The 15,382-nt window shown below is 48.3% G+C and carries 4 protein-coding genes; 3 read left to right on the top strand and 1 reads right to left on the bottom strand.

What is annotated here, in order from left to right:
* A partial coding sequence (locus HUF13_RS02505; RefSeq protein WP_173473851.1) for a fumarate hydratase occupies nucleotides 1-662 on the bottom strand: 662 nt, incomplete at its 3' end.
* A 494-nt stretch (nucleotides 663-1,156) separates the two neighbouring features.
* Here HUF13_RS02505 and HUF13_RS02510 point away from each other — a divergent pair.
* From HUF13_RS02510 to HUF13_RS02520, 3 genes are all read left to right on the top strand, one after another.
* Nucleotides 1,157-1,894 carry a hypothetical protein gene (locus HUF13_RS02510; RefSeq protein ID WP_173473670.1) on the top strand — a complete coding sequence of 246 codons (738 nt, stop codon included), beginning with the start codon at nucleotides 1,157-1,159 and terminating at the stop codon, nucleotides 1,892-1,894.
* Nucleotides 1,895-2,150: 256 nt separating this feature from the next.
* Nucleotides 2,151-8,477, top strand: a complete 6,327-nt coding sequence (locus HUF13_RS02515; protein WP_173473671.1) for a glycoside hydrolase family 9 protein — start codon at nucleotides 2,151-2,153, stop codon at nucleotides 8,475-8,477.
* 344 nt (nucleotides 8,478-8,821) lie between these two features.
* Nucleotides 8,822-15,262 (top strand): glycoside hydrolase family 9 protein, encoded by a 6,441-nt coding sequence (locus HUF13_RS02520; protein ID WP_304038732.1) that lies wholly within the window; start codon nucleotides 8,822-8,824, stop codon nucleotides 15,260-15,262.
* Nucleotides 15,263-15,382 lie beyond the last annotated feature (120 nt).

A 15,382-nucleotide genomic window follows, 5' to 3' on the forward strand; every position in this document is an offset into this window, starting at 1 on the left:
TTCACCTTTTCGGCGAGGAACTTTTCCAAGGACTTCGGGTTGAGGAGCGCCTTGGTCATCGGCCAGTAGTAAGTCTTGTTGGCAGAGCCACCGCCCTTGGCCACAAAGAGGAACTTCATCTCGGCGCCTTCTTCGGCGTGGATGTCGATCTGGGCAGGCAGGTTACAACCGGTATTTTTCTCTTCGTACATCGTGAGCGGTGCAATCTGGCTGTAGCGCAGGTTCTTAGTAGTATAAGCGTTGTAGATACCTTCCGAAATCGCTTCGGCATCGTCAATGCCCGTCCACACCTGCTGGCCCTTATGGGCAACGCAGATTGCCGTACCAGTATCTTGACAGAACGGGAGAATGCCCTTGGCGGCAACGCAGGCGTTCTTGAGCATGGTGAGGGCCACAAACTTGTCGTTGTCCGAAGCTTCCGGATCCTGGAGAATCTTCGCGACCTTGGCCGTGTGGGCCGGGCGCAGGCAGAATTCAACTTCTTCGAAAGCGGCCTGAGCGATCTTCGTGAGCGCCTCGGGGGCGACCTTCAGAATCTTCTTGCCTTCGAATTCGGCGACGGAAACGCCTTCCTTGCCGAGACTTACGTATTCGGTTGTATCTTCACCGTGCTGGACGGTAGCTTCGTATGAATGCCATAGTAGATAATAGGGGTTAAGGATTAGGGGTTAGGAATTAGGCAACAGGAGTTTGGCTTTAGGTTCATACACACGCGGCTATGCCGCCTAACTCACCTAAGACCTACACCTACTACTTAAGACCTTTTTTCGTTACTTCGGCTATAAAGATAAATCATTCAATTGGCATCTGTAAGGCCGAAGATTCGTTCTTTCGTCTAATCTTGCCGTTAAGGCGCTTTCGGCGCAATTTCCAAAGGCGCAATTGGCGGTAGGAAGTTGGAAGTGGTTAGTAAACAGTGGTTAGTGATTAGTGAGAGTCTTCCTCAACCTTGCCATCCCGGAACCGTCCTTCTCGACCAAAGCGTGGGGATCCAGAGCCACTAGTAAAATTTGCGATTTGTCCCCCGAATCCGACCATCCATCCCCCATTTTCACATTTTTTTTGATCTTTTTTACTTTTTTTATGACCAAAATCACATAAGAAGTATTATTTTTGATAACGAACAAAAAACTTTATTTTCTAAGAGGATTGAATAATGAAAAAAATTCTGCTAGCCACGATGATTTCGGCAGCTATGGTTTTTGCAGCTCCGGCAGCAAAGACAGTTAGTAAAGCAGCAACCGCCAAGAAGGCCGTCGCCGCCAAGGTAGAAAAAGCAGCCGAAGCTCCGGCAGCCGCAGAGGCCAAGGCTGCTGAAGCCACAGCCGCTGCACAGACTCAGGCTGCAGAAGCAACAACTGCAGCTCAAGCTCAAGCCGCCGTAGCCACCCAGGCCGCAGAAAACACGGCAGCTGCTGCTCAAGCTCAGGCAACCGCTACTGTTGACGCCGCACAAGCTCAAGCTACAGACGCCGCAACTGCAGCTCAGACTCAGGCAACAGCAGCAGTTCAGACTGTCGAAAACGCAGCTGCAACCGCAGACGCCGCTCAAGCTCAGGCAACTGACGCAGCACAGGCAGCAACCGCTCAAGTTCAGGCTGTAGCAGATTCCGCACAGGCCGCAGCTCCGGCCGCAGCAGAAGAAGCAACCGAAGTTCTCGAAGCTAAGGCAGAAACCGCTCCGGTAGACACCGCCGCTCTCGCCAAGGCCGAAGAAGAAAAGAAAGCCGCCGAAGCAGAAGCAAAGGCCAAGGCTGAAGAAGAACAGAAGAAAGTCGAAAGCGAAACCTCCGGTACCGCAAAGTCCGCCGTCATGGACAATCCGTGGGAATTCATCGCCGTTTCCGCAGCATTCATCGCTTCTGTTCTCGTGATTATCTTCACCGGGGACTAATGCGCATCTAACCGCATGAACGCTGATTTAGAGACCGCCTCATGGCGGTCTTTTTTGTACGCATTTAAAATCCCGCTTATATTACACGCTATGGAACGGGATGAAAATTTTGCAAAATAAGGGAACAGATGGAGAACAAAAAAATTTAAATTTCCTTAGCTATCCTCTTGTAAATAGTTTATTTTCATTTTTCAAGAGGATTGTTTGGGGGCAAAATTCATTTTGCCCATTTTTGTTTTACGCTAAAGGAGACAAAATGAGTATAAAAAAATATCTGCTGGCTTTGTGCGCTACAGTAGGCATAACCGTAGCACAGCAGAATTATCCCACACCATATGATTTGATCAGGCCTGTTTGGCCGTTAACCTGGGACAGCACTATATTCAAGACTAATTTTGCTCCAGGTCCAAAGCGAGTCTCGTTACCAAGCAAAAACACACCGGAATACTACGCCCCAAACGAAATCATTACTCCGGATACATTAAACCAGGCGTACATCGACGCCATGGTAATCCAGATATCCCCCATTCGCGTCAACCAGGCCGGTTACCGCCCACAAGACGCGAAAAAACCGGTGCTATACGTTGGTTCAGCGACAAACTTCGATGTTGTCAATGCAAAAGGCGAAGTCGTTGGCAAAGGAAGCTTCACAGAAACGCTCAAGAACTCCGTTTCGTCATCCTTAACAATCAAGGCATCGAACAACTCCCAAATAGAATATGGTGGCGATAACCGCTACACGGCAACAAAGGCGGGCCCTACAGGAGCACTAAAAAGAGGTTTTCTCCCCGACGGTCTTCCCGAAAACGAAAGACTGCGCATCAAGGTCGGAAACGATTACTCCTCCACATTTATCATCAGCGACAGAGTCTACTCCATGCTTCGCGATGCCGTCATCAAGTTCTACGGGATTAACCGTAGCGGTAATTCGGAATCCTGGTTCCATCCGCCTAGCCATCTGAAAGACGGTTCCCTCGCCAATGTCGATATGACCGGCGGCTGGTACGACTGCGGAGACCATCTTAAAGAAAGCCAAACAATCTCCTATAGCCTAGCACAGCTCGCCATGACGGCCGCCGCCTACGAAGACCGCGACCAGGACAACTACGCATTCAACCAAGGCGAAGCCCAAAATACAGACAACATCCCTGACATGCTCCGAGAAGCGAAATTCGGAGCCGAATACGTCATCAAGGCTTACGATGCAGCCAAGGGCGTTGTTTCGGCAATGCCAGTATCCATTGGCGAAATCGGCAAAGACCACGGATGGTGGGGTTCTCCAGAATACCAGGACAACACACTCCATGATAGAGGTGGTCCGACAGCTCGAATCTTGAGAAGCGATGACAACCCCGGAAGCGATGCAGAACTTGGAAGTACGGCCTCCGGAAACTTTGCCGCAGGCTTGGCCATCGTCTCCAAAATCTGGAATAAATACGATTCCACCTTTGCCAAAAAAAGCTTGACTGTGGCAAAAGCTCTTTATGAGTACGGCAAGTCCAAGAAAAAGCTCACAAATTCACCGGCTTATAGCGGTGGATCCACATACCATGACGAAATGGGCTTTGCGGCTGTATGCCTTTTCTATGCAACCGCAGATAAAACTTATTTGAACGACGCCGTCGAAGAAAAGTCCCTGGCAGGCGGCCAAACCAAGAAAGATTTCGCCAACAGCGACAAAAAAGGCGCAGGCATGTTCAATGGCGGATGGTTCGCGCACAAAGAAGCTTCTTTCTTGAAATCTAATGCCGCATCGGACTGGGCAAGCGTGTTCACGAGCGGTCTTTACGCCTTCTACAAATTGATTTTGGAAACACAAGAAAAAGCTAACGCTTATGGCCTTTCGGACGAGCAAAGAATGATTTACATCGAGGACGTAGCCTTTACCATGGCGGCAAACCTCGCAGGTGTCATGACAGGCGGCTCTGAGAAAATCAATCTCCCCGCCGGTCAAGCCGGCTGGGTCGGCACCTCGATTTCATACGATCCGGTATGGGGATTGACTAGCTCCGTAAAGTCCGACTGGTGGACCAAATACGAAGCCGCCAACATTTTTGAACTTTTGGCGTATTACGACGTAACGAAGGACCTTGAAAACGTCACGATGCCACAAACAGGAACCGTTCAAAATTGGAAATCGGATGAAATTCTCGAGCTTGCCGTTTCGCACATGAACTACTACCTCGGCATGAACCCGTGGGATGTATCCTTGATTTATGGAGTCGGCGACAAGAACCACGCCCACCCGCACCATCGCGGTTCTAACCCCGAAGGTAAAAACGTCGCTGGTGTCATCAGCACATACAAATACCGTCCGCCCGTTGGAGGTTTAGGCCCTGCTCATGCACCAACCGGAGACGATGACCTTACAGTCCATTTTAACGATTACAAGCTCACAGAAAACACATGCATCGACGCCGTATCCAACTTTTTGCCGGCAGCAGTCCTTCTCGCCAAGTCTGAAGACTTGAACAGAGCACCCGCAATATCCGTTGAAATCCGCCATGTCGATATGGATTCTGCAATAGTCTTTGTAAAACTGGACTTGGGCAGCTACGCCTATATCACTTACGACACAACGGAAACTTTAAAGAATCCGATAACAGCAAGTTCCGAAACAGCGACCAACCAGCACCAAATTATACTGCGCGATCTCAAGCCAGGAACAACTTACTACTTCTACGCCACAGCTAAGAACCCACGAAGCGGAAACACATCGAAAAAATGGCTAGTCGACAGCACCTCGACTCCGTTCACATTTACAACGCTTAGTACGGTTGAAAATGCAAACATTCAAAACGTTACCGTTTGTAATGTTACCGCAGACACCGCCGAAATCATGTGGTACACGCCAAACGGCGCATATGACTCGAAAGTTTACTGGGATACAGTTCCTCATTCAAACTTAAATGAATACGCATTCAACACAGGTAATGGCAACGCCGATATTTCCGGCATTCCGACGCAATTCCACTACGTGAAAATCGGCGGACTCAAGGAAAGGACCACCTACTACTACGCTGTAGAAAGCAATGGCGTTTTTACAAACGTCAACGATAAGAACGAGCCGTTAAAGTTTAAGACTCCTGTAACGCAATACAAGTTTGAAGTCCGAATGTCCCAATATGTATGGGACCCGATGCCGGCCCTCGAAATCAATATTATCAACAACGAAGAACGTCCGTTCGACAGCTTGACATTGCGCCTCTACATGCGCGCCACCGACGACATCTATTACGACGTCGGCATTAGACGCGATATCTGCCAGGCATACAACGAAGCCGCCTACAACGACACGTGCTCCGCAGCAACACAAAAAGAACTGGATGGACTGTTCCGCAAGACATTCCCTCAAAAAATTGAAGACACCTACGACCCGACCGATGGCACATGGCAATGGTACTTCCCCATCCCGCTTGGTTCAACCATCATCAAATCTACGAGTAGGCTCAGAATTGACGTCATGTTCGACAGAAGAAGCGAATGGGAACCACACCTAGATTTGATGAACGACACGCCCAAAAAGAAATTCTACTGCAACGACGGAAGCTCGTGGACATCCCAAGCAAAAGACAAGTTGCCTCAAAATCCTGGTGACTGGAGCTGGATGCCGCACTCGAAGGAAAACGGCGATTACGCTGATTTCGAAGGAATCCCCTGCCTTCCCAAGAACTTTGGCGATGATGACCTAGCCCCCATCAACCCTTACGTGTCCATTTACCGCAAAGATGAATTCGTATGGGGGTACAGCCCATCCAAAAAGGAAATGGAGACGAAGAAAGCTAAATACGAATTGACCGTATCCTTGGATCCTCCTTTCAATGTTTCGAATGGAAGCCATATCGATATAGACCAAAATAACAGCACCGTTCATGTCACAGGTAAGGCCCTTGTAACAGAAAACGGATACATCACCAAAATTTGGGCAAATGGAGCCAAAGTCAGCGGCTCGATGCTATCCCAAGGTCTCGACAGATGGCTTTTGGATTCGTCCAATACGAAAACTATCGCAAAATTCAACTTTGAGACAGGCTTATGGGATTTAGATATACCTGTCAAGATGAACATTGGATCCAAGAAAGTGGATATCACTGTATTCGCAGGCCCAGATCCAACTTGCGACGCTTGCACAGAAAATGGCGGTTGCGCTTTTGAGAACAGAAACTATTACATCAACTTCTCCAAAGGAGACGCCACTGCGTCCCAGCTTGTCATCAAGGATGCACAAGGAAACTCAATCGTAAGCCCCGCGAACCCAGAAGGCACAATATTCTACATCGACTTGTTGGACAAAGACAAGATCAAGAGCAAGGCAAGCTCTGTTGATATCTTGGTTATCAACAACAAGAAAAATGATCGACTCAAAGTAACCTTGACCGCAGACCCGAATAACCCCGGTCACTTTGTCGGCGGGCCGATTACCGCAGTGAACCACAGCAAGGAATCCAGGAACCAGACTTCTGAAATTTCGTTCTTTGCAGGCGATACAATCCAAGTCGTCTACACCGACCCTGACGACGAAGACGATATCTCGAAGCAAACGTTCTTTGCAGAAACCAAGATTCCGTCGCCGCAGATAGCACTCGCCGAAGACACTAACTGCGACAACAAGGCCGATCAGCTAAAGATTACATTCACAAATAAATTCACTGAAGAATATACGCTAGAAAGTATCAGCTACTTTATCGAAGGCATGACCGATTCCGTCAAAGTTCCGCTTGTTGCCTCCCAATATGCAAACCAAAACGAAATCATCATCCCGATTGACACAAGCCTTGTTCCAAAAAATCCAAATCCATCCGGAAAGATTACAGTCCGCATTACCGATCACGGTACAACAAATGCTGAAACCGCAAAAATTACGGACGGTATTTTCCCGACTCTCGAAAGCGTTTCGATTCTCGAAAAAGCTGACGACGACAACAGCGGTCTCGACACGATCATGATAGCATTCTCAGAGCCGGTGATATTCTCATCCGAAAGTGAATGGCCGCTTACCATCGCTGGAGCCACAGGAGTTCCGACCGTCATCGGAAAAGGAACGACCACCAATAACGGCAAGAGCTGGACCTTTATCATCAGCGGCAATACAGGCAATTCGCTTGTTCCGGTTGGCGCTATGGCAAGTGTAAGAACAACTGGCGGATTCACAATTACCGACCAGAACTTTAACCCGATAAACAACAGTTGTAAGCCCTCTGTTCCAATAACGCTTATCTCTCGCCCTGTTCCAATCTACCATGCAGACATGATCGATTTGCAAGGCGACGGTATCCCCGATGTAGTCTTTATGATGTTCGAGAAAAAGCTCAAACCCAAAGATGTTTTCGACAGCATTGTTGTAAACTGGGGCAACCCGGGCATCACCCGCAGCTTCATTACCACAGCCGATACAACCGGCGGCACAATCGTCCCGAAGGAATCTTACTGGACCATCCGCGACTCTGTTTCGGCTCCTTTCAAAGTCATGATTGACTCCATCCATTCAAAGGATTCCGTCAACACGTATAGCATTGTCGAAATCAACATTCCAACGACACACGCCTATCCGTACGGTTCCACAAGCGGTGAAAACGACGGTAACGGAACGGTATCCCCGATGAAGGGTGTCGCAAACGGATTCTTCGAAACAACCTACACGCTGTACGACAAGTGCGCGCCTGTCATTGCATCCGCACGCATGATCAAGGAAAACGTGCTCACCGTCAATATGTCCGAAAACCTCAACATGATTGAAACGGGCAAGTACATCCAGCGCGAACGTGATGAATACATTCCGCTCGAAAGGCCGCAGGGTACAGGCAAGTCGCAGCTCTTTACCTATAACGAAAAGGACAACGTCTTCCATGCCGGCGACCGCGTACGCCTCGTTCCAGAGGTTCTCGGAGGAGCCTACATCGACAAGAACAACAACGCCCCGACAACAGCAAACCCCTATGTGCGTATCACGGGTGACGACAACATCCGCTTTACGGTAACGCTCACAAAGCCTGTTGCCACACCGAAGGCCGGTGCATACATGGGCCGTCCGGAAAGCACCATGAACGACGCATTCGTTACATCGGCAATCATCAACGGTAAGCGCAACTTTATCAGCTCAAACGGAACGCTCCTCGGTCAAGTGGATACAGCCACATACGTTAGCTCCGGCCCGAATTTCGAGATCGAGGTCATGATGCCATCTGCAGGCTTCCTCACCCACGATGCCATACCGATGTATGATTTCCACCTGAAGATTGTCACCGACCTCTACGACAACCTTGGGCAATACGTGAACACCTACAAGCTGGATATCCCGAAAGAAAACTTCGCGACAATCAGAAACCTGACCGATAACGGCACCCTAAAACTCAACGTGGAATGGGCCGCGAAGGACAACGAAGCGCCGGTCGCCAAGAAGGGCAACAAGATTGGAACCGGAGCCTATATCGCAAAGTTTGACTTTACTGCAGAGCCCTTCTGCGCCACGACATTCGATTCAAAGAGCAACGACTACAAGGCTACATGCTCAGTAATCGGAGAAAAGGCCGGAAGAGTAACAGACAGCAAGACAAAGACTCTCGGGTTTAAGAGAAAGAAATAAGAACGATGAAGCCGCCAGGATTTAACCATTCTGGCGGCTTTTTATTTGTAAACTTACAGTTACAAAAATCCCTGTAAATACTAATAAATCATATCATTTTACTACAAATATCCTTAAAAAATCTCCGTATAATACACTAAAGAAAAAACGTTTAATTTCAGGGTAAAATTTGAGAACAAAAAAGCTTTTATCCCAAAACATTTTTACATAAATAATCTATTTTATCTTTTGATAGATTATAGTCAGAGGGCAAAACACGTTTTTGCCCGCTTTTTTGGTTATACAAAGGAGACAATGTGAGTATTAAGAAGTATCTGTTAGCACTATGTGCAGCAGCCTCTGTAATGGCTGAAGATCCTACTCCTTATGAATTGATTCGACCAGTGTTCCCATTGACATGGGATACGACAGTGTTCAAAGATTTTGACACCTCGGTCACAAGAAAAAAGAACATGCTGCCCAAGAATCTGACTCCGGCAGCATACGCTCCAAATGCTCTAATTCCAGACACTTTGAATCAAGCCTATCTGGACGCCATGAACGTCAAGATTTCCCCAATCCGCGTAAACCAGGCCGGATATTTGGAAGACGATCCTGAACGCCAGTTTTACTATATAGGCAATGCCCAAACTTTCGAAGTTACAGATATCAACGGAGTTCCTTTAGTTCCGCCAATAACAGGTTCACTGATTTCCTTAAACCAAAAAGTTTCCTCTACATGGTTAATCAACGCCGGAACCAATGCCGCCACCAATGACCAGAAGCGTTATTCTGTAAAGACAACGGGTCCAACGGGTGATTTGAAATACGGTCATATTCCTCACAGCGTACCTCTAGACACTCGTTTACGCATTAAAGTTGGCAATGATATTTCCAGCACTTTTATCGTAAGTGACAAACTCTATTCCATGGTGAAAGACGCCGCCCTCAAGTTCTACGGCATCAACCGTAGCGGTATTGCAGAATCCTGGTTCCGCAATGGCGCTTCAAGCCACGCCCTAGATGGAGCAGGTCCAGTTACTGAAGGCCCTCAAGATATTCGCGGACCTTACAACGCCGCCCTTGCAGGAACGCTTCAAGGTGGTTATTATGACTGTGGGGACCACCTGAAGGAATCCCACACCCAAATGTACGCATTCATGGTCATGGCATTGATGGCCGCGACTAATCCAAATGCAGACGAAGATAATTACGCATTCAACCAAAGCATTACAAGCGTTAAAGACGGCATTCCGGACATGATGCGCGAAGCAAAGCACGGCGCAGACTTTGTGCTCAGGTCATTCATTCGAGCTAAAGGCGTTGTCGATGACATGGCTCTCTCTGTAGGTAACTTCGGTTCAGACCACGGCTGGTGGGGCCCTCCCGAAAACCAAGATGGTCTCCCCATTGGCAATACCGCAGAAGCAACAGACCGTGGTGGCCCAGGAACCAGAACCGTCCGTCTTGGTGAAATTGGAGCCAATGTCGGTGGCGAAACAGTGGCAGGTCTTGCACTCGTTGGCAAATTGTATGCCCAATATCCAGAGTATAAGGATTTTGCAGATAGCTGCTTAATGGTTGCCGAAAAGATGTACGATTTTGCAAAAGCCCTTGTACAGGGAAAAACTACATATGATGGCGGCAAAAGAGTTGTACACCATACAAACGACACCACGGGCGCCCCGATGGCATTAGCAAAACAGTCCCCGGCCTACCATGGAAATAACGAATTTGTCGATGACATGGCATTAGCTTCTGTAGCTTTGCTTTATGCTACGGGTAAAAAGCTATACGCCGATGACGCACTCCGTACTAAGAATCTTTTCCGAGAACAAGAATATGCAACAGGTCCTGCATTCTTTGAAGGAGGCTGGTTTGTCACTCACAATAAGGGATTCTTTAAAGATGTAAAGAATACAGGTTGGGCAAACTCTTACTCTTATGCTCTTTATGCTTTATATAAACTGATTCTCGCAGACAAAGATACAGCTATAAACAAATTCGGCTTGACCGAAAATGAATGGTTAAGCGCCGTTGAACATTGTGTTGCCAATATGATTGCAAACTTGGGCGATTTGGGCAAATACGAAGGTCTTCCCGAGACATTTGTCTTCCCGACGGTTCCAAACATATGGAAACAAAGCCAGGTTACTTACGACAGAATCTGGTACACAATGATGACCGACCAAACCTGGATTTACAACCGATACCGCGCCGGCGACATCTTTGAAGTTTTGGCATATGCGGACGTAGCCAAAGATATCGAAAGCAAAAATATTTCTTTGCCGACCATGGGAACCCCCAACTGGAAAGCCGCCGAAGCAAAACAATTGGGCATCAACCAGTTGAACTACTTGCTAGGCGTGAACCCCTGGGATATTTCGTTTATCATGGGCATTGGCGATAAGAACGATGCACACCCGCATCATCGTGGCGCAAACCCCGAAGGCACTAACGTTCCAGGCGGAAAAACTAAGTACTATTACAGACCACCCGTTGGAGGTCTTTATGGCGCAGTACCACCACTTGGTGGCGATGACGGCGATGGAACCATGGGTAAAAAAGGCGTTCTCAGTTGGGAATACTACCAAATGTCCGAAATCTGTATTGATGCAGCGGCAACGCTTGTAAGTACAGTAACTTTGGCCTCCAAGCAAATCGATAAGACTCTAGCCCCCGACATGAACGTTGAAATTCGCCATGTCAGCATGGACTCCGCTCTCATAACTGTTAATCTTACTCAGCGCGGTACAGTCACTATCAATTATGGCACAACTGAAGGCCAGTACAATCTTACAGCCTCCAGCGAAGGATCAGCTGTTAAGCATGACATTGTCCTCCATGACTTGAATCCCGGTACAGCCTACTACTTCTACGTCACAGGAGCAAACGCCTACAACCCAGCAAATACAAAGACCAAGTATCTCGTCGATAGCACTCAGACACCATTCACGTTCACGACTCTCAGCACTGTCGAAAACGCAAACATCGTAAACGTCACCGTCTGCAATGTTGATGCGGATAGCGCCGAAATCATGTGGTACACCCCGAACGGCGAATATGAATCCAAGATTTATTGGGACACCAAGCCGCACTCCAATGCCAATGAATTTGCATTCAATTCCGGTGCCGGAAACGCAGACGTTTCAGGCATTCCTACGCAATTCCACTATGTAAAGATTGGCGGGCTCAAGGAAAAGACAACCTATTATTTCATGGTCGAAAGCAACGGCGCCCAATCTACAGTTGATGACAAAGGCAACTTGCTCAAGTTCACGACTCCGGTCACATGGTACGACTTCAGCGTAAAGACATACCAATATCCTTGGCAAGGGGATATGGCCATGGTCAACATCAATATTTTCAACAATGAATCACGTGCTTTTGACAGCTTGACGATTAGACTTTACATGCGTGGCACCGATGAAATTGAACACGACATCGGTATGGGCACAGACATTTGTAACGCCTACTCATCAGCCGGTTTCAGCGGGGATTGCTCAAAAGCAACGAAGGATGAATTGGAAAGAGGTCTCCGCGATGCACTTCCAATAAAGATTGAAGACACCTATGATGAAGCTACGGGAACATGGCAATGGTACTTCCCCTTGAACCTCGGTTCTACGGTCATTCAAAGTGCTAGCCGCCTCCGCTTTGACGTGAGATTCGACCATCGCAGTCCTTTCCCACCATACAAGGACTTGATGAACGAAGCTCCGAATAAAAAACTTTACTGCTATACGAACAACAAGTGGTATGCCCCGTCCGATGAATATGCAGGTGCAGCAACATTAGCAGCAAATCCAGGAGACTGGAGCTGGATGCCGCACTCTCGCGCCAATGGTGAAGAATATGATTATCCGGGCATGCCCTGCATAAGCAAGGACGATGGAGACATAGACTTCGACGCCGCTCCGGTGAACCCATACGTATCCGTTTACCGCAAGGACGAATTCATTTGGGGTTACAGTCCATCCAAGAAGGAAATGGAACACAAGAAAGCTCATTACAAGATTGACGTCTCTCTTGATCCTCCGTTCAACTTGTCCAATGGCTCCCACATCGATATCGACCAATCAAGCAGCATAGTCCATGTCAAGGGCAAGGCTCATGTGACCGAAGGTGGTTACATCACAAAGATTTGGGCAAACGGTGTCAAAGTCAGCGGTTTGACTGTTAGCAAAGGTCTTGACAAATGGCTATTGAACGAAGCCGGTAGCGAAATTATCGCCAAGTATGACATTCCAACAGACATGTGGGATTTAGATATACCGGTCAAGATGGGCATTGGATCCAAGAAAGTGGACATCACCATCTTCGCAGGTCCAAACCCCACATGCGAAACATGCTCTGAAAATGGAGGCTGCGCCTTCGAAAACAGAACTTTCTACATAAACTTCTCCAAGGGAGACGCAACAGCTTCTACGCTTGTCCTCAAGGATGCCACCGGAAATCCGGTCGTAAGCCCAGCAAATCCAGAAGGCACGATATTCTATATCGACGTGATGGACAAAGACAAGATAAAGAGCAAAGCAACCTCAGTTGAAGTCCAGATTCTCAATAACAAAAAGAACGACAAACTCAAGGTAACCTTGAACGCCGATCCGAATAACCCTGGTCACTTTATCGGCGGGCCGTTTACAGCAGTGAACCACAGCAAGGAAACTAGGAACAAAACTTCTGAAATTTCGTTCTTCGCAGGCGATACAATTCAGGTCGTCTACACCGACCCGGATGACGAAGAAGACATCTCTAAGTATTCGTTCTTTGCAGAATCCAAGGTCCCGTCTCCACAGACTGCTCTCGCCGAAGACAGCAACTGCGACAACAAGGCAGACCAGTTGAGAATCGTTTTCACGAACAAGCTTACTGATGACTACACGCTTGACAGTATCCGCTACTTCATCGAAGGCATGAAGGATACAGTCAAGGTTCCGCTTGTCGCCTCAAAATATGCAGACATGAACGAAGTCCTCATCCCTATCGATACAAGCCTTATCAAGACCAATGCAAACCCGACAGGAAAGATTACGACTTACATTACCGACAAGGGCACCGCCAACGCCGAATCCATTAAGATTACGGACGGCATCCTCCCCACGCTCGTAAGCGTATCTATCCTCGAAAAATCGGACAGCGATAATAGCGGTCTCGACACGGTCATGATAGCATTCTCCGAACCGGTCATCTTCTCGTCATTGAATGAATGGCCTCTCGTTATTGCAGGTACTGTAAATTCGCCAACGGTCATCGATGCCGCAACAACAAACAACGGCAAGACTTGGCAGTTGGTGATCAGCGGCAATACAGGCAATTCGCTCGTTCCGATTGGCGCCATGGCTAGCGCAAGAAACACCGGCGGATTTACAATTACCGACCAGAACTTCAACCAGATTAACCCACAGGGCTGTAACCCGAGTGTTCCAGTAACGCTCATTTCTCGCCCGGTTCCGGTTTACTATGCAGAAATGGTCGACAAGGAAGGTGATGGCGTTCCGGACTTGGTCCACATCATATTCGAAAGAAAACTCAAGACCAAGGACGTCTTCGACAGCATCGTGACAATCTGGGGCAACCCAGGCATCACACGCACATTCATTACTACAGCCGATACCACCGGCGGTGTAATCGTCCCGAAAGAATCTTACTGGACCATCCGCGACTCTGCTTCGGCTCCGATCCAAATCATGGTCGATTCCGTCACGGTAAAGGATTCCGTCACTACATATAGCATTGTCGATATCACGATTCCAGCAACGCATGCCTATCCATACGGCTCCACAAGCGGCGATAAGGACGGAAACGGAACTGTATCCCCGATGAAGGGTGCTGCAAACGGATTCTTCGAAACGAACTACACGTTGTACGACAAGTGCGCACCGGTTATTGCATCGGCACGTATGATCAAGGAAGGCGTGCTCACCATCAACTTGTCCGAACAGCTCAGCATGGTCGAAACGGGCAAGTACATCCAGCGTGAACGCGACGAATACATTCCGCACGAAAGGCCGCAAGGTTCTGGCAAGTCCCAGCTCTTTACCTATAACGAAAAGGACAACGTCTTCCATGCCGGCGACCGCGTACGCCTCGTTCCAGAGGTTCTCGGAGCAGCCTACATCGACAAGAACAACAATGTCCCGACAGTTGCAAACCCCTATGTGCGCATCACGGGTGACGACAACATCCGCTTTACGGTAACGCTCACAAAGCCTGTAGCAACGCCAAAGGCCGGTGCATACATGGGCCGTCCAGAAAATACAATGAACGACGCATTCGTTACATCGGCAATCATCAACGGCAAGCGCAACTTTATCAGCTCAAACGGAACTCTCCTCGGTCAAGTGGATACAGCCGCATACTTTAGCTCCGGCCCGAATTTTGAAATCGAGGTCATGATGCCTTCTGCAAGCTTCCTCACCCACGATGGCATACCGATGTATGATTTCCACCTGAAGGTTGTCGCTGACCTCTACGATAACCTTGGGCAATACGTGAACACCTACAAGCTTGACATTCCGAGAGAGAACTTCGCAGCGATTAGGAACCTGACCGATAACGGCACCCTCAAGCTAAACGTAGAATGGGCCGCGAAGGACAACGAAGCGCCGGTCGCCAAGAAGGGCAACAAGATCGGAACCGGAGCCTACATCGCAAAGTTTGACTTTACCGCAGAGCCCTTCTGCGCCGCAGCATTCGATACAAACAGCAATGACTACAAGGCCTCATGCTCTGTAATCGGAGAAAAGGCAGGGAAAGTAACAGACAACAAGACAAAGACTCTAGGCTTTAAGAGAAAGAAATAACGAACCATGGAGCCCCAGGATTTAACCGTCCTGGCGGCTCTTTATTTTTAGAACAAAAGATAAACGTATGAAAAAACTAATCAGTGCTATTTTCTTATTATCCTTATTCTGCATAGAGCA

It is taken from the genome of Fibrobacter succinogenes (assembly GCF_902779965.1).
Classification (GTDB): domain Bacteria; phylum Fibrobacterota; class Fibrobacteria; order Fibrobacterales; family Fibrobacteraceae; genus Fibrobacter; species Fibrobacter succinogenes_F.

Coding starts and splice junctions, on each gene's coding strand:
- HUF13_RS02510 (WP_173473670.1), top strand. CDS start 1,157: ATGAAAAAAATTCTGCTAGCCACGATGATTTCGGCAGCTATGGTTTTT.
- HUF13_RS02515 (WP_173473671.1), top strand. CDS start 2,151: ATGAGTATAAAAAAATATCTGCTGGCTTTGTGCGCTACAGTAGGCATA.
- HUF13_RS02520 (WP_304038732.1), top strand. CDS start 8,822: ATGGCTGAAGATCCTACTCCTTATGAATTGATTCGACCAGTGTTCCCA.